This is a genomic window from Flavobacteriales bacterium, from assembly GCA_020635855.1.
In the GTDB taxonomy this organism is placed as follows: domain Bacteria; phylum Bacteroidota; class Bacteroidia; order JACJYZ01; family JACJYZ01; genus JACJYZ01.
The window spans coordinates 428,658-451,368 of record JACJYZ010000004.1 but is presented as its reverse complement, the minus strand read 5'-3'; the positions used below and the strand labels follow the sequence as shown (position 1 = coordinate 451,368).

General features: G+C 50.1%; 21 protein-coding genes. 14 read left to right on the top strand and 7 right to left on the bottom strand.

The window, feature by feature from the left end:
* Positions 1-27 precede the first annotated feature (27 nt).
* The 4 genes from H6585_14010 to topA form a co-directional block, all read right to left on the bottom strand.
* Entirely contained in the window at positions 28-1,386 is a 1,359-nt protein-coding gene (locus H6585_14010; protein ID MCB9449444.1) for an SUMF1/EgtB/PvdO family nonheme iron enzyme, read from the bottom strand.
* Positions 1,387-1,513: 127 nt separating this feature from the next.
* Positions 1,514-2,473, bottom strand: a complete 960-nt coding sequence (locus tag H6585_14005; protein MCB9449443.1) for a type IX secretion system membrane protein PorP/SprF — start codon at positions 2,471-2,473, stop codon at positions 1,514-1,516.
* A gap of 199 nt (positions 2,474-2,672) precedes the next feature.
* Positions 2,673-3,848 carry a formimidoylglutamase gene (locus H6585_14000; protein MCB9449442.1) on the bottom strand — a complete coding sequence of 392 codons (1,176 nt, stop codon included), beginning with the start codon at positions 3,846-3,848 and terminating at the stop codon, positions 2,673-2,675.
* A 21-nt stretch (positions 3,849-3,869) separates the two neighbouring features.
* Entirely contained in the window at positions 3,870-6,245 is a 2,376-nt protein-coding gene (gene topA / locus H6585_13995) for a type I DNA topoisomerase (GenBank protein MCB9449441.1), read from the bottom strand.
* A gap of 201 nt (positions 6,246-6,446) precedes the next feature.
* Between topA and miaB the strand changes: the two genes are divergently transcribed.
* The 11 genes from miaB (at position 6,447) to H6585_13940 (ending at position 16,442) form a co-directional block, all read left to right on the top strand.
* A complete protein-coding gene (miaB, locus tag H6585_13990; protein ID MCB9449440.1) occupies positions 6,447-7,877 on the top strand; it encodes a tRNA (N6-isopentenyl adenosine(37)-C2)-methylthiotransferase MiaB in 1,431 nt (476 codons plus the stop codon).
* A 1-nt stretch (position 7,878) separates the two neighbouring features.
* Positions 7,879-8,769 (top strand): phosphatase PAP2 family protein, encoded by an 891-nt coding sequence (locus H6585_13985; GenBank protein ID MCB9449439.1) that lies wholly within the window; start codon positions 7,879-7,881, stop codon positions 8,767-8,769.
* The gene (locus tag H6585_13980) at positions 8,766-9,992 is read left to right on the top strand and encodes a sigma-54-dependent Fis family transcriptional regulator (GenBank protein ID MCB9449438.1); all 1,227 of its coding nucleotides are present in this window, start codon (positions 8,766-8,768) and stop codon (positions 9,990-9,992) included. The genes H6585_13985 and H6585_13980 overlap by 4 nt, the downstream gene beginning before the upstream one ends.
* The gene (locus H6585_13975) at positions 9,982-10,524 is read left to right on the top strand and encodes an LptE family protein (protein MCB9449437.1); all 543 of its coding nucleotides are present in this window, start codon (positions 9,982-9,984) and stop codon (positions 10,522-10,524) included. The genes H6585_13980 and H6585_13975 overlap by 11 nt, the downstream gene beginning before the upstream one ends.
* Before the next feature lie 24 nt (positions 10,525-10,548).
* Positions 10,549-11,463 carry a hypothetical protein gene (locus H6585_13970; GenBank protein MCB9449436.1) on the top strand — a complete coding sequence of 305 codons (915 nt, stop codon included), beginning with the start codon at positions 10,549-10,551 and terminating at the stop codon, positions 11,461-11,463.
* 1 nt (position 11,464) lies between these two features.
* Entirely contained in the window at positions 11,465-11,827 is a 363-nt protein-coding gene (secG, locus tag H6585_13965) for a preprotein translocase subunit SecG (protein ID MCB9449435.1), read from the top strand.
* A 188-nt stretch (positions 11,828-12,015) separates the two neighbouring features.
* Positions 12,016-12,294, top strand: coding sequence for a co-chaperone GroES (locus tag H6585_13960; protein MCB9449434.1), 279 nt, complete (start codon positions 12,016-12,018; stop codon positions 12,292-12,294).
* 34 nt (positions 12,295-12,328) lie between these two features.
* Entirely contained in the window at positions 12,329-13,960 is a 1,632-nt protein-coding gene (gene groL, locus H6585_13955; protein MCB9449433.1) for a chaperonin GroEL, read from the top strand.
* A 144-nt stretch (positions 13,961-14,104) separates the two neighbouring features.
* On the top strand, positions 14,105-15,277 hold the full coding sequence (locus H6585_13950) for an aminotransferase class I/II-fold pyridoxal phosphate-dependent enzyme (GenBank protein ID MCB9449432.1): 1,173 nt from the start codon (positions 14,105-14,107) through the stop codon (positions 15,275-15,277).
* A 6-nt stretch (positions 15,278-15,283) separates the two neighbouring features.
* Positions 15,284-16,150, top strand: a complete 867-nt coding sequence (locus H6585_13945; protein MCB9449431.1) for a prephenate dehydrogenase — start codon at positions 15,284-15,286, stop codon at positions 16,148-16,150.
* 73 nt (positions 16,151-16,223) lie between these two features.
* Positions 16,224-16,442 (top strand): hypothetical protein, encoded by a 219-nt coding sequence (locus H6585_13940; GenBank protein MCB9449430.1) that lies wholly within the window; start codon positions 16,224-16,226, stop codon positions 16,440-16,442.
* 318 nt (positions 16,443-16,760) lie between these two features.
* On the opposite strand, the gene H6585_13935 is transcribed toward H6585_13940, so the two are convergent.
* Both H6585_13935 and nadB read right to left on the bottom strand, forming a co-directional pair.
* Positions 16,761-17,273, bottom strand: coding sequence for a gamma carbonic anhydrase family protein (locus tag H6585_13935; GenBank protein MCB9449429.1), 513 nt, complete (start codon positions 17,271-17,273; stop codon positions 16,761-16,763).
* A 2-nt stretch (positions 17,274-17,275) separates the two neighbouring features.
* The gene (gene nadB, locus H6585_13930) at positions 17,276-18,880 is read right to left on the bottom strand and encodes an L-aspartate oxidase (GenBank protein ID MCB9449428.1); all 1,605 of its coding nucleotides are present in this window, start codon (positions 18,878-18,880) and stop codon (positions 17,276-17,278) included.
* An 80-nt stretch (positions 18,881-18,960) separates the two neighbouring features.
* Between nadB and H6585_13925 the strand changes: the two genes are divergently transcribed.
* Positions 18,961-19,560 (top strand): NifU family protein, encoded by a 600-nt coding sequence (locus tag H6585_13925; GenBank protein ID MCB9449427.1) that lies wholly within the window; start codon positions 18,961-18,963, stop codon positions 19,558-19,560.
* On the opposite strand, the gene H6585_13920 is transcribed toward H6585_13925, so the two are convergent.
* Complete coding sequence (locus tag H6585_13920; protein MCB9449426.1) at positions 19,561-21,378, bottom strand: ABC transporter ATP-binding protein; 1,818 nt, start codon at positions 21,376-21,378, stop codon at positions 19,561-19,563.
* A gap of 131 nt (positions 21,379-21,509) precedes the next feature.
* Here H6585_13920 and rbfA point away from each other — a divergent pair, with 131 nt between their 5' ends.
* Both rbfA and H6585_13910 read left to right on the top strand, forming a co-directional pair.
* The gene (gene rbfA / locus H6585_13915; GenBank protein ID MCB9449425.1) at positions 21,510-21,863 is read left to right on the top strand and encodes a 30S ribosome-binding factor RbfA; all 354 of its coding nucleotides are present in this window, start codon (positions 21,510-21,512) and stop codon (positions 21,861-21,863) included.
* Positions 21,864-21,881: 18 nt separating this feature from the next.
* Positions 21,882-22,688 carry a methyltransferase domain-containing protein gene (locus H6585_13910; GenBank protein ID MCB9449424.1) on the top strand — a complete coding sequence of 269 codons (807 nt, stop codon included), beginning with the start codon at positions 21,882-21,884 and terminating at the stop codon, positions 22,686-22,688.
* Positions 22,689-22,711: the final 23 nt, after the last annotated feature.

The following is a 22,711-nucleotide window of genomic DNA, read 5'->3' as shown; positions in this document are numbered from 1 at the left end:
ACAAGATCTTTACCTATAATTCAGGAATTATTGGAAATCCTCTTTGGCACGGCCAAGGAACGTCATTACACAGCGGAAACCTACATAGCACTTCGAGGAATCCTGATATTCGTAATCCCTGGTTCCTGTTTGCATGTAGTACCCTACACCGGTCCATGAACCTCCGCGTACAACTTTTCGCTTCAAAGCCGGCGGATCAGTCTCCTTGGCATTGTAGAAGAAATACGGGTTCAGGTCATGGGCAAAGTTATAAGCGGACTCATCGAATGCGTCCTCGCACCACTCGGATACGTTTCCGGCCATACACCAGAGGCCATATTCGTTTGGCCAGTATGAAGTAACCTTAACGGTATGAAATCCACCGTCGTCAATATAGTTACCACGCATGGGCTTGAAGTTGCCAAGGAAACAACCTCGTGAATTGCGGATATAGGGACCACCCCATGGGAATGGCGAAAGGTCAAGCCCACCGCGGGAACCATATTCCCATTCGGCTTCAGTAGGCAACCTGAAATCATTCACCAAAGGTACACCAAGCCTGTACGCTCTGTAGTTATTGAACAAGTGGGTACGCCACACGCAGAATGCTTTCGCCTGATGCCAGTTGATGCCTACCACAGGGTAATCGTCATACGCCACGTGCCAGAAGTACATGACCGTAAGGGGTTCATTGAAAGAGTAGGTGAAATCATGCACCCATGAAAGGGTGTCCGGATATACGTTGATCACATCACGGGTGATGAAGTCGGATCTATCTTTGATGCCATTTCCGTATTTCCAGTTGGAGTTGTTTTCATCGGTGAACTCGTATCTGTTCACTTTACGGGCAGCATTGCGGTAGTCGATCACCCAATACTCAAAGTTAAGTTTACGGGTATCAATCTCACGACGACGATAGAAACGTTCGTTTTCAGGATAGAATAGTTCATCCAACGTACCATTTTGCCGGATATCCTTATCGTCCCACGGAATGGTTCTGAGCGCTCTCCAGTTCAGCGTAGGAGGATCAAGATCCATTTCCCATTCATCAACGGTTTTCAAATAGGTGTCCGGATCGTCCTCACCCAGGATCTTACCCGCAATGGAATCGCGAACCCAATAAACAAATTGGCGGTACTCGTTGTTCGAGATTTCCGTGTCATCCATGTAGTAAGCTTGCACGGAAACAGTTTTGCTGTGTGCGGTTTGAGCGTACGGAACTTCCTGATCACTGGGCCCCATGTTATAACTTCCCATAGGAATATAAATGGTTCCGTATGGATCGTCCATATACCATTTGGGGCGGCCAAGAACGCCCGTCAACTCTCCGTTGTCATAGTAGCCACCGCAGCCTCCGGCCAAAAATGCCAGCACTATCCAGGGCGCATGATGAAGCAACCTTTTCATAATGACCTCCTTTTTTATCACTAATAAGTGACCTCTTCTCCCGAGTCTTGTGAACCTGTGAAGCAACTTCGGGCATGGATGCCCTTTAACGGTTCAAGTTTATATCAGGTTACAAATTACTTATTTCTTACAGGAAGCGCACGTTTCTGTAACGCTGCGTTGGGCCTTCCGATGTAATCTTTTTGCAGTAGTTAATCATCACTTCATGAGAACCGCTGCTGTACCCTTTAATTTCGGATAATGTGAAATCATAGGCATATCCGATTTTAAGATCCTGTATAGGGTGAAACCCCACCAAAGCGACTGCTGCATCTCCAGGGCGGAATGAAGCGCCAGCCCAGATCGTGCTATTCCATTCAAGTAAAGTGTTAATGTCAAGTGCAGTTGTCGCAGCATCAGACTTGATAAATACAGACGGCTTTAACACCAGTGAAGGATTAGGCAGCTGATAATTATAACCAGCAATTACATAATAGTGACGTGCGAGAGATAAATCTATCAGCTGATTCTGTTGGGTATATTTAACATCAGTTTCCGGGACATGTGTAGTTGAGACACCGAAATACAAGTTGTTGTCAGAAGTATGGTAATAAATACCAAAACCCACATCAACAGTCATGTCTCCTTCAGTCTGGGTTGGAATTGATGGGTCACCTTTGGTAATGGGCACCAAGCCATTTTTAACACCATTTTCGGCCAAGCCCCTAAGAGACTTCGAGAAAAGGCCCAGTTCAATGCCAACACCAATGGTACCAATGCCTATTGGTTTACGGTATGCGTAATCAAGTTTGGCGCTGAAGTTCTTTTCCGCACCAAGTTCATCACTGAAAACGGTGAGTCCAACTCCGCCGTGAATAACCTTAACCGGCATATCAACACTTAGAAGTGTGGTTTTAGGTGCGCCATCAAAACCAACCCATTGGGTTCGGTAAAGAAGTGTTCCGCATAATGCACCTTGACTCCCGGCGTAACCGGGGTTAACCGCCAACCTGTTGAACATGTTCTGGCTAAATTGCGCATCCTGCTGAGCATACCCTGCTACACCAACAAAGGCCATACCTACGGCAAGAATCGTCTTTTTCATCATAAATAAGGTACTGAAAATTGAGTTATTCTACCCTTTAATTATCAGACACTTTGGGCGCTAAAGAAACAAAGAAAAAATTGTAATTGCAAATATTTGTTAACAGGCTGTTTATAAAAAACGACCCGGGTTGCACCCTATTGTCAGAATTTTGTACGTAAGTTACGTCGACAAGGTTATTGCTGGTAAGGATTTTATCAGCTTAGTTTAATTTTTGATAAGCCTGCCACCAGCGATCGGGAAGATCATCCTGGCATGCTTGCTCATAATCCCTGTAAGAGCACGGAACCATATGATGGCGTTCGTATTTGCTACCATGATCGGATAGAAAGGGAACATTCATCCACCATCGGTCACTCTTCTTGCTTTTGTAAAATACCAGTTCTTGAGGATGGTCACTGATATTCACCCGATACGTGATGTAATGTGAACTATCGGTGAAAGGAAAATCATATTTACGCCCTGATACGCCTTCGATGAAATACCAGATCATTTGGGCCGCGAGTCCGGCCGTTTGCTCATTCCTGTCCAATAGTGGGTTGCATTCGTAAATACCAACAGAACTGATCTTTTCACTTAACCCCGCATAGCGCATCAATTTACAAGCCTCTTGTCCAAATAATCCATTTGGGGACGCCTGGCCCGTGCCTGGTGCGTCGGACATGCGAATGGCAGCCATGTCGAATGAAAACAGATCCGCATTCCTGATTGCGGGCTCCATTTCAGAAATCGCACTTTGTACTTCTCCGAGGCGGTGACAATCAAAGTGCAGGTTACGCATCAAGTGAACCGCTTCAGGATCCGTAAGGTATGTTTGATATGCGATCGAACTGTAGTTAAAAAGAAAATTGGGCTTGCGCATGATAATTTTGCCCAAAAAAGACCCTGCATTCAGTTCATCGTCTTTGGCAAGTCCCAGGTTTAGGGTGCTGTCAATGGTGACAATGTTCAGGGTTTGCTCGAGTTTCTCATAGGCCATATAATTGGCAAAAGCCAGGTCATGACTTCCTCCAATGATAATTGGAATGACCTTCTTTCCCACTAGTTCTGCTATTGTCGCGCTTAATGCAAAGTAGGTGTCATCTATGGTGTGGCCGGCTTCCACATCGCCCAGATCCACGCCTTTTATCGAGCCGAAGTCGGCAAAAGTCTGATAAAGTTGTTTTCTGATGGTATCAGGTGCGTTCGAGCATCCCTCATTGTTGATGGCTTTTCTTTCTTCACGCACACCCATGATGGCGACTTGCACCTTCTCCAGATCGGGGAAATGATTGTCACGATGCGTATGTATCCAGTTAGCGAACTGACGCGGGTGGTAAGATTCGGTATTGCCTGCAAAAGCAGGGTTCACTGGTTTGAAAAAACCGCTGATATCCATCTTTTAGTTATAGCAATATGGTTACTTCTTTTTTCCTTTGGAAGCTGCTTTTTTGGAAGCAGATTTCTTGGGAGCTGCCTTTTGAGGAGCCGCTTTCTTGGCGGTTTTCTTCACCGGAGCATTTGCAATAATTTCCATGCATTCCTCGAAGGTCAACTCTTCTGGTACTTTTTCTTTGGGAATTTTGAAGTTGTTTTTTCCCTGCACCAGGTAAGGACCCCATCGTCCTTTCAGGATTTGTACTTCAGCATCCTGGTCAAAGGTTTTGATGACTCGTTCCTTATCTGCTTTTCTTTTTTCAAGAATCACTTCGATGGCTCTTTCGCCGGTGATGGATAGCGGATCATCTTCTTTCAGGGATACAAATTTTCCATCATGTCGGACATAGGGTCCGAAGCGCCCCACATTGGCTACGATCTCATGCCCTTCAAAGGATCCCACCGTTCTGGGTAATTTAAATAGTTCAAGTGCATCCTCCAGGGTGATATCCTCAAGGCGCTGTTCCTTTCTAAGACTGGCGAATTTCGGCTTCTCTTCCTCATCGGCGGTACCGATCTGTACCATGGGGCCATAACGACCGATACGTACAGATACCTGTTTGCCCGAAACCGGATCCTTGCCAAGGATTCTCTCACCGGTAGCTTTTTCCGAATGTTCTATGGTTTTTGATACGTCCGTATGAAAGGGCCCATAAAACTCATCAATCATCCGATCCCACTGCTTCTGGCCTTCCGCGATCTCGTCAAACTGTTTTTCAATCTTGGCTGTGAAGTGGTAATCGAGAATATCTCCGAAATGCTCCAGAAGGAAGTCATTCACCACCATCCCAATATCCGTCGGAAACATTTTGGCTTTTTCGGAACCTGCCATCTCGGTTTTCTCAGCCTGTGTGATTTCTCCGTTCGTGAGGGTGAGAACCGTGTATTTTCTTTCTTCGCCTTCCCGACTCTCTTTCACTACATATTCCCTTTTCTGGATGGTGGAAATGGTGGGGGCATACGTAGAAGGTCTTCCGATGCCCAGTTCTTCCATTTTCTTAACCAGGCTGGCTTCAGTATACCTTGGTGGATGCAAGGGAAATCGCTGCGTAGCCGTCAGTTGGTCCAATTGCAAAACCTGTCCCACTGACAAGGGAGGCAACATACCCGATTGTTCTTCTTCATCTTCCTGGTCGGTACCTTCATGGTATACTTTAAGAAAACCATCAAATTTGATAACTTCTCCTTTGGCAACCAGGTGATGTTCCGAGGTGGATATATCAATGGTAGCAGTGGTCCTTTCCAGTTTTGCATTGCTCATCTGGCTGGCGATTGTGCGTTTCCAGATCAGGTCATACAGCCGTTGTTCATTCCGGTCGCCTTCCACTTCTTTCTTTTGCAAATAGGTCGGACGAATGGCCTCGTGAGCTTCCTGTGCACCTTTTGATTTGGTGGTGTATTGGCGACTCTCAATATATTCAGTTCCGTACAAGCGACCAATCTCAACGGCAGCAGAGCTGATGGCTGTTTCCGAAAGATTGACCGAGTCGGTACGCATGTAGGTGATCTTCCCCGATTCGTAGAGGCGCTGGGCCACCATCATGGTTTGTGCTACCGAAAACCCAAGCTTGCGACTGGCCTCCTGCTGGAGTGTGCTGGTGGTGAATGGTGCGGATGGAGATTTGCTGGCTGGTTTTGTTTCCAGGTTGGAAATGCTGAAAACCGCCTGACGACACTCTTCCAGAAACTTTTGTGCGTCTTGTAATACTTCCAGTTTCTGGGGTAATTCAGCATGCAACCCCACCTTTTCTCCGTCTCTCTCCAGTTCAAATATCGCTTTTGCCTTGAAGAACGGACTTCCTTTGAACTGTTTGATTTCCCTTTCACGTTCCACGATCAATCGTACGGCTACGGACTGAACGCGTCCTGCAGAAAGCGACGGTTTAATCTTCTTCCACAAGATGGGAGAAAGTTCAAATCCTACCAAGCGATCAAGCACACGTCTTGCCTGCTGGGCCTCCACCAGGTTCAGATCGATCCCGCGGGGTGAGGCAATGGCCTTCATGATGGCCGGTTTGGTAATTTCATGAAACACGATCCGTTTCACCTTGGCTTGCTCCAGTCCCAGTGCTTCGAAAAGGTGCCACGATATGGCCTCTCCTTCACGGTCTTCATCCGTTGCCAGCCACACCACATCAGCCTTGGTGGCCAATTGCGTGAGTTCTTTGATCACGTCTTTCTTGTCGGCAGAGACTTCATATGTCGGCAGGTAGCCGTTTTCAATATCCACATGTAATCCCTTCATCGGAAGGTCCCGCACATGTCCGAAGCTCGATTTAACGATATAATCGGCTCCCAAGAAACCTTCAATGGTTTTGGCCTTGGCCGGAGACTCAACAATAACAAGATTTTTCGCCATATACTTCAGAGGGAATTTTCCGCCCTGACCGGGCTCACGATCGGGCGTGTATTGATTCAATCAAGGCAACAAAGAAAGAAAAAACAAAACCGAAAAAGCAAATCCGGTGGTGTATTCAACCCAGGATTTCATAGAAATATGACATTTTGACACCCGCATGAAATTGTCTAACTTTGCGCGCCCAGAAGCGGGAACAATCAAATGGAAGACAAAACATTGCTTGCAGAAGAAAGACAAGGAGAAGCCCTCGTACTTCCCCTTGAGGCAGATCCCGGAGACCGGAAAAAACTATATGTGGAATCATATGGATGTCAGATGAATTTCTCCGACAGCGAAATCGTTGCCTCCATTCTGACCGAACAGGGATTTGTTACCACAGCCGATCAACAGGCAGCAGATGTGGTGCTGATTAATACCTGCGCCATTCGCGATAATGCCGAACAGCGTGTTCGAAACCGGCTCCAGGAATTTAAATCTGCAAAAAAGAAAAATCCTGAACTGGTTATCGGTGTGTTGGGTTGCATGGCCGAAAGATTGAAATCCAAATTGCTGGAAGAGGAAAAACTTGTGGACCTGGTTGCCGGACCGGATGCATACCGTTCGCTTCCTGCACTTATTCAGGAGGTGGAGGCAGGCAGGAAAGCGGTGAACGTGATCTTATCCAAGGAAGAAACCTACGATGACATCGTACCGGTACGATTAGGAACCAACGGAATCACCGCATTCATCTCCATCATGCGGGGATGCGATAACATGTGTTCTTTCTGTGTGGTACCCTTTACCCGTGGACGTGAACGCAGCCGGGACCCGCAAACCATCGTAAACGAAGCCCGCGACCTTTTCAACCGCGGCTTTCGTGAAGTCACATTGCTGGGCCAGAACGTGGACTCTTATGTATGGTCCGGCGGCGGACTGAAAAAAGATGCGGATCTGAACCATCCTGACACCATTCGGTTTGCTGGTTTGCTGAAGATGGTGGCCGAAGTAGCCCCCGAACTTCGCGTCCGCTTCTCAACCAGCCATCCGAAAGACATTACCGAAGAAGTACTGCGGGTGATGGCTTCCCACAACAATATTTGCAACTACATCCATTTTCCTGCACAATCCGGCAACAGCCGTATCCTGGAAAAGATGAACCGGGGCTATTCACGCGAATGGTACCTTGACCGGATTGCAGCCATCAGAAAATACATTCCTGACTGTGGCATATCCACCGACATCATCACCGGATTTTGTTCGGAAACCGAAGAAGAACACAAGGAAACCCTTTCCCTGATGGAGATGGCGAAGTTCGACTTTGCCTACATGTTCAAATATTCCGAAAGACCCGGTACGATGGCCGAACGCCAGTTTGAAGATGACATCCCGGATGCTGTCAAAACCAAGAGGCTCGAAGAAGTGATTGCCATTCAGCAGCATCTCTCGCTCGAAAGCAACCGACAGGACGTGGGAAAAACATTTGAGGTATTGGTGGAAGGTACTTCCAAGCGCTCCGAAGAACATGTCTTCGGAAGAAATAGTCAGAACAAAGTGGTGGTGTTCCCCCGCAAACAATATAATCCGGGTGATTATGTTCAGGTGAAAGTTGCGGAATGCACTGCAGCCACTTTGCTCGGAGATACGATTGAATGATATGCAACGATTGCTGGCCTTCTGGTTATGTATGCTATTCCTTCCGGGAATAGGCCAGGGTCAGCAACAACCCAAAACTTTTGTGGTTAAGCCCGTTCGGGACTTCAGTCTGATGTCCACCGGCATCGTATTATACGGGAGCGCGGCCGTTGTTTCACGGGATCCGGTCCTGACGTATGCTGACCTTGAATCACTTGACAGTCAAATGAAGTTACCCTGGCCGGATCGATATGCCAAGAACCGCTGGTCTGTTCATGCCGACCACGCAAGTACCGTCGTGCCTTACATGATGGCCGGGATCGTAGGCTTGTATCCGTGGTTATGGAAACGGCAGGATGAAGTCTCCAATAACCGATGGCAGCAAGCCCAAACGCTAGGGCTGATGTACGCTGAAGCCTGGCTGATTCAGGCGGGTGTGAAGGACTGGCTTAAGGAAATGGTGTCACGCCCACGACCGTTTTTGTTGGGACATCTTTTGACCGATACGGAAAAGATTGAGCAGGCAGGTACGGATGGAATGCGTTCTTTCCCTTCCGGGCATGCATCCGGTGCCTGGATGACCGCTTCGTTTCTCACCACCATAGCGATGCTGTCGCGGCAAGGCAAAAAGCGCACCTGGTTGGTGCCTGTGGTGATGGGATCGGCAGCACTCACCACTACTTGTTTGAGGTACGCATCCGGTCGTCATTATCCGACGGACCTTGCAGCCGGCGCATTTGTGGGAATGCTTACCGGCATATTGGTTCCGGTATTGCACCTGCAAAACCACGAGAATAGATCGAAAACTGTGGGGTTCGTACCCCGCATTTCAGGTGGCAGGTGTGGGCTGACACTTTTTGCGCAGGGGGTGTTCGATTCCGGCCGGAACAACATTAATATTGGAATGCCATGAAAATACAGGAGGTAAAACAAAGATTCGGTGTGATCGGCAATTCGCCGCTTCTGGATCGTGCCATTGAAATCGCGATCCAGGTGGCGCCAACCGATATGACGGTTTTGATCACGGGTGAGAGCGGAACAGGGAAAGAAGTATTTCCTCAGATTATCCACCATCTGAGCAAACGCAAACACGGTACTCTGATTGCGGTTAACTGCGGTGCTATTCCCGAAGGAACCATCGATTCGGAATTGTTCGGGCATGAGAAAGGTTCATTCACCGGTGCACATGATGCGAGAAAAGGCTATTTCGAGGTGGCCAACGGAGGCACCATTTTTCTGGATGAAGTAGCTGAATTACCGTTGTCTACCCAGGTCAGGTTGTTGCGGGTTCTGGAGTCGGGCGAATTCTTGCGGGTAGGATCGTCCAAGGTTATCAAAACCGATGTTCGCGTGGTGGCTGCAACCAATGTGAACCTTACCCAGGCGGTAGCCACCGGGAAGTTCAGGGAGGATCTGTACTATCGTTTGAATACCGTACCCATTCGGGTGCCTTCACTGAGAGATCGGAAAGAAGATATTTATCTCCTCTTCAGAAAATTCACGGCTGATTTTGCGGATAAATACAAAATGCCACCGATTCGTCTTTCGGATGATGCAGTTGTGCTGTTGGAGAATTACCGGTGGCCTGGCAACGTACGTCAATTGCGCAACATCGCTGAACAAATGTCTATCATTGAACAAAGCCGGGAGATTGATGCCAACCGCTTGAATGGCTACCTGCCCGCCGACCAGGGAAGCCAGCTGCCTGTGCTGGTAGATGGAGGCGAGGAAAGTCAGCAAAGTTTTTCGGAGCGGGAATTGCTGTATAAAGTCCTGTTCGACATGAAACGGGACATGACCGATCTGAAAAAACTGGTGGCCGATCTGATGCATGGTGGTACGCAAGGCCAGGAAATGACCGCTGAAAAATCGCAGATCATCCGAAGGTTGTATGCTGATGAAGCACATGTGCCTTCAGCATCTTTGCATCCGGCACCGGTTCAAACCGAGGATGAAGTCACCCACATTGATGAACATGAAGACGTGACGGAAGAGTCGCTGTCACTGGTCGACAAAGAGGTGGAACTGATCAAAAAGGCCCTGGAAAAACACAAAGGCAGAAGGAAGAAAGCAGCTGAGGAACTGGGAATTTCCGAAAGGACCCTCTACCGCAAGATCAAAGAATATGGCATGTAAAACCGCAGACATATTCAGTAAGCCCGTAAGACGTACATGGCTTTTCACCTGGGTCACCTGGATGATCCTATCGGTTTCCGGATGTGGAATATATAGCCTGAACGGTGTGTACATGCCGCCGGAGGTCAAAACCGTTTACATCGCCAATTTCCCGAACAATGCACCACTTGTGCAGCCGCTGCTGAGCCAGAAATTCACAGAGGCACTCAAAGATGTTTTCACCAGACAATCCAACCTGAAACTGGTGTTGGTGCCCGGAGACATCAGCATTGAAGGTGAGATCGTGGGTTATGAAATCAATCCGGTGGCCGTTCAGGGTGACCAGGTAGCTGCTGCCAACCGGTTGACCATCCGGGTAAAGGTGAAGTATACCAATACAAAAGAGAAGAACAAAGACTTTGAAACCACCTTCTCCAGGTATGTGGATTACGCCAATGATGTGGATTTCACAGCGCAGGAAGAAAACCTCATGGATGAGGTGAACCAGCAATTGACGCAGGATATTTTTGACCGGATCATGATCAACTGGTAGGTGACTGTTAATAAGAATATATGGATGAAAGCCGTGAAGCGCAAATCGTTTCCGGAAGACGCGCCACTTGCTGCTATGGAAGAGGCTCTTGCAACCTACCCGTATTTTACAACAGCCCGCATGTTCTGGGCCCTTGCCCTTCAGCAGCGGAGTGACCACCGGTTTGATCATGCCCTTCGGGTGGCTGCAGCGTATTGTGGTGATCGGTCCATCCTCCATCAGTACATGACGGGGAACACCTTGACCGAAACGGGACCCGAACCGACCGAAGAGAAGGAGAAACCGGTGAAGGAAGAAGAACCGGTAAACAGAAAGCCCGAGGTTAAGGGCCAGCAGCGAAAACCGGAACTGACACCTGTGCTCCCACCGATTTCGCCGGATAAAGAGGAGAAGCCCACCACCGAATTATCATCCCCACCGGAACAGATCATACCCCAAAAACCGGAAGTACAGGTGGAGAAATCGCCACCAGCGGAAACACCTGTCCGGAAGCCGGAGAAAAAACAACCCGCTGAATCGAAGAAACCAAAGCCTCCCGCACGGAAAAGCTTCTCGGATTGGTTGAAAGAATCACAGCCGCATCAACCGACTGATCCGGAACCGATGCTTCCCGAACCACCTGTGGAACAAACACCGTCGGAAGTTCTGCCACCGGAACCTGCTTCCAGATCCCAACATGAATTGGTGGATGATTTCATCCGCAATGAACCACGGATCAGCAGGCCCAAAGTTGAGTTCTTTTCACCGGAGAATATGGCCAGACAAAGCGCGGCAGAACACGATGAGTTTCTGACAGAGACCCTGGCAAGAATTTATGCCGACCAGGGATACCTGGATAAAGCTATTGTTATATATGAGAAGCTGGCTTTGAAAAATCCCGAAAAATCCCGTTACTTTGCAGGCCTTATTCAAGAATTAAAGGACAAAAAAGCCACCTGATATGTTATTCAATATCATCACCGTCGTTATACTGATCGTTTGTGTACTGTTGATCCTCATCGTACTGGTGCAGAATTCAAAGGGTGGCGGTTTGGCCTCATCCTTTGCTGCAAGCAACCAAATCGTGGGTGTTAGAAAAACCGCTGATTTCCTGGAAAAAGCCACGTGGACACTGGTGATCGCCCTGCTCGGACTCAGCCTTCTCAGCAGCATGACCCGCGGTACATCTGAAGACAATGCCCCCAAATCCGTTATTCAGGATCAGGTGGATAACAGCACCAATCTTTCACAACCCACCGCACTGCCCATCCTTGATGATCAGCCGGCGCAAGAACAGGGTGGAGAAGCGCAACCACAGAACTAGTTACCCAGCATGGGTGTGACAGCCTGACCGGGAGTCTTCCGAAAATCTGTCAGGCAATGGAACAGTGCCAGGCAAATTTGTCAGCAATCTGCCGGTGCCAAACCCTTGTCAGACACATGGCACGGAATATGAAAGGTGGAGGCTGCCTCAACATCTAAATATGTCAAACCTTAAGAATAATTTGAATTATGGGAAAGCTCAAAATTAAGCCCCTCGCAGATCGGGTGATCGTGCAGGCCTCTCCTGCAGAAGAAACCACCGCAGGTGGGATCATCATCCCTGACACGGCAAAGGAAAAACCACAACGGGGAACCATTGTAGCCGTAGGTGGTGGTAAAAAAGACGAGCCTTTGACCGTGAAGGAAGGCGACAGCGTTCTGTATGGCAAGTACGCTGGAACCGAAATCAGCATTGACGGACAGGACTACCTCATTATGCGTGAGTCTGATATCTTCGCCGTCCTTTAATTTGTTTCACCAACCTTAAAATCCATACATCATCATGGCAAAGGAAATCATTTTTGACCTCGAGGCTCGTGACGCGCTGAAGCGTGGAGTAGATGCCCTGGCCAATGCGGTCAAGGTAACCCTCGGACCCAAAGGTCGCAATGTGATCATTGATAAAAAGTTTGGCGCACCGTCCATCACCAAGGATGGCGTAACCGTAGCCAAAGAAATTGAACTGGAAGACCCCATCGAAAACATGGGTGCCCAAATGGTGAAGGAAGTGGCCTCCAAAACCGGTGATGTAGCCGGAGACGGAACCACCACCGCCACCGTGCTCGCCCAGGCCATTGTTACAGCAGGCTTGAAGAACGTAGCTGCCGGTGCCAACCCAATGGACCTGAAAAGAGGAATCGACAAGGCGGTTGAAGCCACTGTGGAATCTCTTCGCAAACTCTCCAAATCCGTAGGCCACGACAGCGACAAGATCGAACAGGTGGCCACCATTTCCGCCAACAACGATTCCACCATCGGCAAGCTGATTGCTGATGCAATGGGTAAAGTAAAGAAAGAGGGTGTAATCACCGTTGAAGAAGCAAAAGGAACCGAAACCACGGTTGAAGTGGTGGAAGGTATGCAGTTCGATCGCGGCTACATCTCTCCTTACTTCGTGACCGATGCGGAGAAGATGGAAGCGGTTCTCGACAACCCTTACATCCTGATCTACGACAAGAAGGTATCGGTGATGAAGGACCTCCTTCCCATCCTTGAAAAAACCGTTCAAACCGGCAAACCCCTGCTGATCATTGCAGAAGACATCGACGGTGAAGCACTTGCTACCCTCGTGGTGAACAAGATCCGTGGCAGCCTGAAGATTGCTGCGGTGAAAGCTCCCGGGTTCGGTGACCGCCGCAAAGCCATGTTGGAAGACATCGCCATTCTGACCGGTGGTACCGTGATCTCTGAAGAGAGAGGTTTCAAGCTGGAAAACGCCGATCTGTCTTACCTCGGTCAGGCTGATAAGGTGACCATCGACAAAGACAACACCACCATTGTTGACGGCGCTGGCAAAAGCGAAGACATCAAGGCACGCGTGAACCAGATCAAGGCCCAGGTGGAAAGCACCACATCAGATTACGACAGGGAAAAACTGCAGGAGCGTCTGGCCAAATTGTCCGGCGGTGTAGCAGTGCTCTACGTGGGTGCGGCCACTGAAGTGGAAATGAAAGAAAAGAAAGACCGCGTAGACGATGCGTTGCACGCTACCCGTGCAGCTGTTGAAGAAGGCATCATCCCCGGCGGCGGTGTATCTTTCATCCGCGCCATCTCAGCGCTGGATAAAGTGAAAGGTGCAAATCCGGATGAGCAAACCGGTGTCAACATCGTGAAACGTGCACTGGAAGAACCCTTGCGCCAGATCGCAGCCAATGCAGGTGCTGAAGGTTCGGTGATCGTGCAGCAAGTTGCTGCGGGTAAAGATGACTACGGTTTCAACGCACGTACCGATGAGTACCAGAACATGTTCGAAGCCGGTATCATCGATCCCACCAAGGTGTCTCGCGTAGCCTTGGAAAATGCAGCTTCCATCGCCGGTATGTTGCTGACCACCGAATGTGTGCTCGCAGACAAGCCTGATGAAAATGCCCCTGCTATGCCTCCGATGGGTGGCGGCATGGGCGGCATGATGTAATCATTCCCTTGCAAAGCAATTCCAAACCCCGGCCGTTCGCCGGGGTTTTTTTATGACGCATCCCACCAAGGCCTCATTGACGGCCGGTCATTGCACTCAAAATCCCGCGAATGCCTACCTTCGCGGCAGAGTACTCAAACCATCATGATCATTTCACCCGCAAACCGACTGGAAGAAGTTCAGGAATACTACTTCTCCACCAAGCTCCGGCAGATCGCCGACATGAGGGCCCAAGGACATAAGGTGCTTAACCTGGGCATCGGAAGCCCCGACCTGGCCCCGGCCGAAGATGTCATTCAAACCCTGATCCGTTCAGCGGAAGACCCCGCACATCATGCCTATCAACCATACAACGGAACACCCGAGTTACGCTCGGCCCTTGCCGATTGGTACCGGAACACATATGGTGTTTTGCTTGATCCTGTAAAAGAAATCCTCCCGTTGCTGGGATCCAAAGAGGGCATCATGCACATCACCCTTGCCTTTGTGAACCCGGGAGATGAAGTGTTGATACCGGATCCGGGATATCCTACCTATGCCGCCGTTTCCAAACTGGCGCAGGCGCACATCCGTACCTACAACCTGACGGAAGAACATGATTACCAACCCCAGGTGGAGGAGCTGGATAAGCTGGCGCATGCAAAGACCAAAATCCTTTGGCTGAATTATCCGCACATGCCTACCGGTACACCTGCCAATGACCTGGCCATGGAAGCCGTGCTCGCATGGGCAAAACACAGAAACATCCTGGTGGTGAACGACAACCCGTACAGCCTGGTGTTGAACGAGGGTGAACCCTCAAGCATCATGCAGTATGAGGACGCGAAGGAAGTGGCCATTGAACTCAACTCCCTCAGCAAGTCGCACAACATGGCCGGTTGGCGTGTAGGTATGCTGGCGGGAGCGGCGGATCATATTCAAACCGTACTGAGGGTGAAGAGCAACATGGATTCAGGCATGTTCAGGCCCATCCAGGATGCGGCGGTTACCGCCCTGCATTTGGGTGCCGACTGGCATGCAGAGCGCAACCGCATTTATGAGGAGAGAAGAAAAAAAGTATGGGAACTCTTCGATGCCCTTGGATGTACTTACCGGGAAAAGCAAACCGGTATGTTCGTTTGGGCGTCCATACCTGAAGGAGAAGCTACAGCAGAAGCCATGGTGGAACGCCTCCTGGCCGAAAAACACATCTTCATCACACCCGGAATGATCTTCGGTAACAATGGAAAGAGACACGTGCGCATCTCACTTTGCAGTCCGGAAGCTGTCTATGACGAAGCCCTGAAAAGGGTTCAAACGTCATACGTAACAACGTAATACATCATGCAGATTGCAGTCGTAGGTTTGGGTTTGATCGGAGGGTCCCTTGCAATGGACCTCAAAGCGGCCGGCTTTGCCAGCAAGGTAACGGGTGTGGATAGCAGTGTGGCGAACGCCGCAACCGCCCTTGAGTTGGGCCTGATAGACGAAGTGGCCACGCTGGATCAGGCGTTGCAACATGCCGACCTCGTGGTGCTGTCCATTCCCGTAATTGCCATCAAGGAAGTACTTCCGAAAATACTCGACAAGATCAAACCCCACCAGGTGGTCACCGACATGGGTTCCACCAAGGCTTCCATTGCCCGCGTGATCGCAGGTCACCCGAACCGGAAACAATATGTGTCGTCACATCCGATGGCAGGTACCGAGCATTCGGGTCCGAGGGCAGCTATTCCCGACTTGTTCCGTGGCAAGGTGGGCATCATTTGCGACAAGGAAGCTTCGGCGCCCGAAGCGGTTCAACGGGTGGAAGACATGTACACCGTGCTGGGCATGCGGTTGCTGTACATGAATGCCGATGCACACGACATGCACGCGGCTTACGTGTCACACATTTCACACATCAGTTCTTTTGCCCTGGCGCTGGCTGTACTGGAAAAGGAGGAAAACGAAAAGGCGATCTTCAACCTGGCAAGTGGAGGTTTCAGCTCCACCGTACGTCTGGCGAAGAGTTCACCGGAGATGTGGGCGCAGGTGTATATGGAGAATGACAAGTACATCCTCGAAGTGCTGGATGCTTACATCGCCATCGTACAACAGTTCCGGGACGAGATCAGCGCCGGCCATATCGACAAGCTTCGCCGCATGATGCAGGAGGCGAATGCCATCCGCAAAGTGCTGGATAAACCACGAGAATCCTCGGAACTTTGATGGTGTTAGCACGGCGTCCATCCTGAAACATAGCTTTTGTCAAAACCGTTAACTTTACAAAAAGCTATTACCGATGAACATACAGGCTAAGAAACTGACACTGATCGAATGGCTTCTCAGGGTTCAGGACGAAAAGGTCCTTAAGAAGATTGAAAACATCCGGGATAAGTCTGATTTCTGGGATGAACTCACTCAGGAAGAGAAGGATGAGATCGATGCAGGCATTGCAGAACTGGACAAAGGTGCCGTTCATTCATACAAAGACATTATCGCCCGGCACCGAAAAAAATGAAGGACATCGTTTTTTCCAGGAGGGCAAGCATTCGATTGGAACATCTTTTGAATCACCTGGAAAAGGAATGGTCCGTTCAGGTCAAGCATACTTTTGTACACAGATTGGATGAACATCTTGATCGAATTTCAAGGATGCCCAAGAGTTGTCCTGTGTCGGGGAAAAGAGTGGAGTATACCGGTGCGTCGTCAGCAAGCAAACCAGCTTATATTACAGGATAAAGAAAAACAGGATCGAAGTGATTACGTTGTTTGACAACCGTTCAGATCCTTCCAGCTTGAAGCTTTAGCCTTTGCAGCAGAACTGTCCCGGGTCGTTTCACCGGAACCAGTCCGCGTACATCACATAGTTGTTGGAGATGCGCTGGATCTGACCTTCGAACAATTCTTTGCTCACCTCCTTCACCTTTTTCGCCGGTACGCCTGCATACACACTTCCGCTTTCCACGCGTGTACCTTCCAGTACCACAGCGCCAGCTGCGATGATCGAATGAGACTCCACCACAACGCCGTCCATCACGATGGCACCCATGCCGATGAGCACATTGTCTTCAATGGTACAACCGTGTACCAGGGCCCGGTGTCCGATGGATACATTGTTACCGATGGTGACCGGCGCTTTCTGGTAGGTACAATGGATCACCGCATGGTCCTGTATGTTCACTTTGTTGCCGATACGGATCCAGTGCACATCCCCTCGAACCACGGCGTTGAACCACACGCTGCAATCATCGCCCATCACCACATCGCCTACGATGGTGGCATTGTCGGCGAGGTAGCAGTTGTTTCCGAATTGAGGTTCTTTTCCTTCTACAGGTTTGATCAGTGCCATCTTCAGGGGGTTAATTGGGTGGAAAAATTCCGTTGCAGGGGATTCACGGCATCCGGATCATCCAGCGTGTAGTGGAGGCCAATGCTGTGTCGCCGGTTCATTGCCATTTTGATGATGAGGTAAGCGATGTTGATCAGGTTGCGCAGTTCGCACAGGTCCCGGGAAACAGTTGTCTTCTCGTACAATGCTTCGGTTTCCCTGTAAAGGATCTCAAGGCGGTCGAGTGCGCGCTGTAGGCGTAGGTCGGACCGCACGATGCCCACATAACTGCTCATGATGCTGCGCAGTTCGCGATGCGATTGGGTGATCAGGATCATTTCCTCGGCAGCCTCCGTGCCACTGGTATCCCATTCGGGAATGGTCCGCTCGAATGTTACCTCCGTCAGCATACGGATGCTGTCTTCATAAGCCCTGTGTGCATACACCACGGCTTCCAGCAGTGAGTTGGATGCAAGCCGGTTGGCGCCGTGGAGGCCGGTGGATGAACATTCACCCACAGCATACAGGTTCTGAATGGAACTCCTGGCGTTCATATCCACCCGGATGCCACCACACAAGTAGTGGGCGGCAGGCACAACTGGGATCAGGTCCTTTTCGGGTTGGATGCCGATGGACATGCACTTGTCGTATATGGTGGGAAAGTGGTCCCTGAAAGTGACCGGGTCGATGCGGGTGCAATCCAGCCACACGAAGTCATCACCGCTGGTTTTCATTTCATTGTCGATGGCGCGGGCTACGATGTCACGTGGTGCGAGGGATCCGCGTTCATCATACTTTTTCATGAAGGCATCGCCCGAACAGTTCTTCAGGATGCCGCCCATGCCCCGTACCGCTTCGGAGATCAGGAAAGACGGATGATCACCGGGGTTGAACAACGAAGTGGGGTGAAACTGCATGAACTCCATGTTGTCGATCTGACCTTTGGCCCGATACACCATGGCGATACCGTCACCGGTAGCCACCGTGGGGTTGGTGGTGGTGTTGTATACGTGCCCGGCCCCACCGGATGCCATTAAAGTGATTTTTGAAAGGAAGGTATCCACTTTGCCGGATTCCACATCCAGCACATAGGCGCCGAAACACCGGGTGTCTTTGTTGCGGCGGGTGACTTCTTTCCCGAGGTGGTGTTGGGTGATGATGTCCACCACAAAATGATGATCCAGGATGGTGATGTTCTTGTGTGCCTGTGCTTGCCGCAACAATGACGTTTCAATCTCATACCCCGTCGCATCTTTATGATGCAGCACCCTTTTCTCGCTGTGCGCGCCTTCCATGGCCAGGTCGAACTCACCTGTGGGTGTCTTGTCAAAATTCACCCCCCACGACACCAGTTCCCGAATGCGTTCGGGGGCTTCACTCACCACCATGCGCACAACCTCTTCGTTGCAAAGGCCGGCTCCGCACTCCAGGGTATCGGCGATGTGTTTTTCGTATGTGTCCGGGGCGTAGATCACGGCGGCGATCCCGCCTTGAGCATATTTGGTATTGGACTCTTCGGGTTCTGCCTTGGTAACCATGCAAACGGTTCCGTGTGCAGCGGCTTTCAGCGCGAAACTGAGTCCGGCGATACCTGACCCGATGACCAGAAAATCGGTTTCTTTCTTCATTCGTTATGGGCTTTTACCCGCGTGATGCGTACCTTTAGCCTTGTCTAACAAAGGTAGTCTTTCGCGTAAATATTTGAACCATGCAGCAGGTGATCACCATATATGCAGAATCCACCCCGAATCCCGGGGCCATGAAATTTGTCGCCAACAAAATGCTTGTGAAAGGAGATGCGGTGGATTTCAAGAACCCTGAGGAGGCAACGAAGTCATCACCTCTTGCGACTCGCCTGTTCACGTTCCCGTTCGTAAGGGGTGTGTTTATTGCGGCCAACTTCATCAGCGTGACCAAGAGCGAGTCGGTGGATTGGAGCGAGGTGGCCATGGAATTGCGCGAGTTCATCAGGGATTACCTGAATACCGGCGAACCGGTGCTTACCGAAACCGAGGTTGTGGCCACAGAGCATACATCTCCATTGAATATGGCTACAGATGATGCCGTTCCCCGTACCGACATCGAGCAACAGATCGTAAACATCCTGGAGGAGTACATCCGTCCGGCCGTGGAGCAGGACGGTGGTGCCATCAGTTTTCATTCCTATAACCAGGGAGTGGTAAAGGTGTTGTTGAAAGGGGCTTGCAGCGGATGTCCGTCATCCACCATTACCCTGAAAGCTGGCATTGAAGGGCTGATGAAACGGATGATTCCGGAAGTGCAGGCAGTGGAAGCCGTAAGTGCCTGATTACGCAAAATGCTGCAGCTCGAACAAGCGTTTGTAAGCTCCGTTCAGGGCCAGCAATTCTTCGTGTTTTCCTTTTTCAATGATGTTTCCTTCCTGCATCACTACGATCAGGTCGGCATGCTGAATGGTGGAAAGCCGGTGGGCAATCACCAGAGAGGTGCGGTTCTGCATGAGTTTGAACAATGCATCCTGAACCAGCTTTTCCGATTCCGTATCCAATGCGGATGTAGCCTCGTCGAGGATCAGGATCGGCGGGTTCTTCAGTACGGCCCTGGCGATGCTCAGTCGTTGCCGCTGGCCGCCGGATAGTTTACCACCTCTTTCACCTATATAAGTATCATACCCCTGTTCCATCTGCATGATGAACTCATGGGCGTTGGCCACCCGGGCAGCTTCCTCCACCTGCTCTTTTGTGGCTGATTTCACACCCAGCGTGATGTTGTTGAACACGGTATCGTTGAAGAGAATGGACTCCTGCGTAACGATGCCCATCATACCGCGCAGATCAGCAAGGCGCAGTTCACGGATGGGGATGTCGTCGATTCGTACGTCACCTTGCTGCGGATCGTAAAACCTGGGTAACATATCAGCCATGGTGGATTTGCCCGCACCTGACTGTCCGACCAATGCAACGGTGCTGCCCTTGGGAATGGTCAGGTTGATGCCTTTTAAAACCTCTTCGGTACCGTATGCGAATGACACATGATCAAAGCGAATTTCTTTCTCAAATGCCGTTACTTCCTTCGGTTGTTCAGCTTCGAAGATCCGCTGGTCTTCATCCATTACTGAGCGGATGCGTTCCAGGGAAGCCCTTCCCCTTTGGATGTTGTACAATGCATTGGTGAAAGCTTTTGCCGGCGAGATCATCTGCGAGAACAGCACGGCAAAGGTGATCAGTTGGTCGGGCATGATGGATTTGCTGAGCACCATTTTGCCACCCACGAAGATCACGAAGGCCATGGAGGTTACTCCAAGGAATTCACTCAGAGGTGAAGCAAGGTCACGCTTGCGGTACATGCGCTGCATCAGCTGGAAGTGACGGTTGTTTTGTTTGAGAAAGAGGGCCATCATCTTGTCTTCGGCGGAGAACGCCTTGATGATGCGGATGCCCGACAGGGTTTCTTCGAATGTGGAGATTAGCATGCCCAGTTGCCCCTGGGTTTTGGCGGATGTGCGTTTCAGGCTTCGGCCAATATATCCGATGAAAATACCCGCCACTGGAACCACGACGAAGACGATGCCGGTGAGGGTCGGACTGAAAATCAGCAAACCTGCAAGGATGAAAATGATGTTCAGAGGATCTTTCATCAATACTTCCAGCGAACTGATGATGGACCATTCGATTTCCTGAACGTCTACCGATGCGCGTGACAGCAGGTCGCCCTTGCGTTTTTCGGTATAGAATGAAAGGGGCAGTGACAGGATTTTTTCATACAAACCCTTCCTCAGGTTGCCTACCACCCCTGCACGAATCGTAGCCAGGTAGAACATGGCCAGGTAGCGACAGATGTTTTTGAGAAAGAATGCCACCACCACCAGCACGCATATCAACAGCAACGCAGCACTTTTGTCGTTGGTTGATTTGATGACGTTGGACAGATAATAGTTCAGCAATTCCAGGAAATAGGAAGAGGAAAAATCCGCCGCCGGTTTTTCATTCACGATCTGCATGGTGCCGAAAAGCAGGCCCAGGAAGGGATAGATCATGGTGATGGAAAAGACCGAAAAGATGACCGAAAGGAAATTGAACACGATGTTCAGCCATGCCTCTTTGCGGAAGGCGAAGGCCATGTGTAGAAAGACGCTTAATTTTTTCATCCGGTGGAATGGATTGCCCGATTGTCGATTCTGTCAACGGGCAATCCACAAATATAGCATGTTCGCCGGTACCGGAAGCGGATATAGCGATGGGTTGCACGTATGTCTGCACCTTTTCTAACTTTGCAGGAATGGACTCCACTAGGCAAAACAAGGTAGCACGCCTGCTGCAAAAGGAACTGGGCCTGATTTTCCTGCAGGAAGGTCGCAAATGGGTAGGGGCAGCCGGCATGATCACCGTTACCATGGTGCGCATGACACCGGATCTGGGTCTCGCCAAGGTATACCTCAGCGTGTTCAATGTGGCTGACAAGGCCCTTGTTGTAAAAGGCATCAATGAAGCGGCGCATGAATATCGCAGGATGCTGGGCACCAAGATCCGCCACCAGGTACGCCACATTCCCGATCTTGTTTTCTACCTTGACGACAGCCTGGATTATGCCGAACGGATTGACAACCTACTGTCGGGCCTCGACCCATCCTGATCAGCAGCCAGACCCACCATGCGGCACGATCCGATCAAAAACGATTTAGGTGCATTTTTCAGTCGCAGCACATTCCTCAGACGGGTGTTTTATCATTTGCTGGACCTTGTGCTGTTGCGTGCCTGGTACGTGCGTTTTGAACTGAGGAGATGGGCGAAAAAGGCACCGGAGAAAGTGCACATGCTGGATGCCGGTGCCGGTTTCGGACAGTACACATACTTCATGTCCAGGCTACATAAAGACTGGAACATCCTGGCCATCGACAACAAGGAATTCATCATCTCAGACGGGAACATCTTCTTCAGGAAAATCGGAAAAGATCAGGTGCTGTTCCGGATTGGTGATTTGAGGGAGTTCTGCGAGAAAGACGCTTTTGATCTTGTGCTTGCTGCCGACATACTGGTTCAGGTGGAAGATGACGACAGGGTGCTTCGTAACATCCATGCATCCCTCAAGGAAGGTGGTATGCTGCTTGTTTCAACCCTGTCAGATAAGACCGAAATGAAGTGGGTGAGAAAAAGCCAGCGGCTCACCGATGAGGCCAATGTGCGCGACGGATACGACATCGACCACATCCAGGAGAAACTCCGGAATGCGGGTTTTTCCAGGGTAAGGGCCAGGTACTCGTACGGAAAGCTGGGTATGTTGTCGGGGTTGTTTTCAGTTACCATCCCGATCTTCCTACTCAACCTTACAAAGGCATTTTTCGTTATCTTACCCTTTTACTATCTGGTGGTGTACCCGTTTTGTTTTGTACTGAACCTGCTCGATACCCGTGTGCCTCATAGGTCGGGTGCCGGTTTGATTGTCAAGGCATACAAATGACGAACGGTCACGGTATGTCTTAA

Excerpts from the sequence above, each read along its gene's own strand:
- H6585_14010 (MCB9449444.1), bottom strand. The coding sequence starts at position 1,386 with ATGAAAAGGTTGCTTCATCATGCGCCCTGGATAGTGCTGGCATTTTTG.
- H6585_14005 (MCB9449443.1), bottom strand. The coding sequence starts at position 2,473 with ATGATGAAAAAGACGATTCTTGCCGTAGGTATGGCCTTTGTTGGTGTA.
- H6585_14000 (MCB9449442.1), bottom strand. The coding sequence starts at position 3,848 with ATGGATATCAGCGGTTTTTTCAAACCAGTGAACCCTGCTTTTGCAGGC.
- topA (MCB9449441.1), bottom strand. The coding sequence starts at position 6,245 with ATGGCGAAAAATCTTGTTATTGTTGAGTCTCCGGCCAAGGCCAAAACC.
- miaB (MCB9449440.1), top strand. The coding sequence starts at position 6,447 with ATGGAAGACAAAACATTGCTTGCAGAAGAAAGACAAGGAGAAGCCCTC.
- H6585_13985 (MCB9449439.1), top strand. The coding sequence starts at position 7,879 with ATGCAACGATTGCTGGCCTTCTGGTTATGTATGCTATTCCTTCCGGGA.
- H6585_13980 (MCB9449438.1), top strand. The coding sequence starts at position 8,766 with ATGAAAATACAGGAGGTAAAACAAAGATTCGGTGTGATCGGCAATTCG.
- H6585_13975 (MCB9449437.1), top strand. The coding sequence starts at position 9,982 with ATGGCATGTAAAACCGCAGACATATTCAGTAAGCCCGTAAGACGTACA.
- H6585_13970 (MCB9449436.1), top strand. The coding sequence starts at position 10,549 with ATGAAAGCCGTGAAGCGCAAATCGTTTCCGGAAGACGCGCCACTTGCT.
- secG (MCB9449435.1), top strand. The coding sequence starts at position 11,465 with ATGTTATTCAATATCATCACCGTCGTTATACTGATCGTTTGTGTACTG.
- H6585_13960 (MCB9449434.1), top strand. The coding sequence starts at position 12,016 with ATGGGAAAGCTCAAAATTAAGCCCCTCGCAGATCGGGTGATCGTGCAG.
- groL (MCB9449433.1), top strand. The coding sequence starts at position 12,329 with ATGGCAAAGGAAATCATTTTTGACCTCGAGGCTCGTGACGCGCTGAAG.
- H6585_13950 (MCB9449432.1), top strand. The coding sequence starts at position 14,105 with ATGATCATTTCACCCGCAAACCGACTGGAAGAAGTTCAGGAATACTAC.
- H6585_13945 (MCB9449431.1), top strand. The coding sequence starts at position 15,284 with ATGCAGATTGCAGTCGTAGGTTTGGGTTTGATCGGAGGGTCCCTTGCA.
- H6585_13940 (MCB9449430.1), top strand. The coding sequence starts at position 16,224 with ATGAACATACAGGCTAAGAAACTGACACTGATCGAATGGCTTCTCAGG.
- H6585_13935 (MCB9449429.1), bottom strand. The coding sequence starts at position 17,273 with ATGGCACTGATCAAACCTGTAGAAGGAAAAGAACCTCAATTCGGAAAC.
- nadB (MCB9449428.1), bottom strand. The coding sequence starts at position 18,880 with ATGAAGAAAGAAACCGATTTTCTGGTCATCGGGTCAGGTATCGCCGGA.
- H6585_13925 (MCB9449427.1), top strand. The coding sequence starts at position 18,961 with ATGCAGCAGGTGATCACCATATATGCAGAATCCACCCCGAATCCCGGG.
- H6585_13920 (MCB9449426.1), bottom strand. The coding sequence starts at position 21,378 with ATGAAAAAATTAAGCGTCTTTCTACACATGGCCTTCGCCTTCCGCAAA.
- rbfA (MCB9449425.1), top strand. The coding sequence starts at position 21,510 with ATGGACTCCACTAGGCAAAACAAGGTAGCACGCCTGCTGCAAAAGGAA.
- H6585_13910 (MCB9449424.1), top strand. The coding sequence starts at position 21,882 with ATGCGGCACGATCCGATCAAAAACGATTTAGGTGCATTTTTCAGTCGC.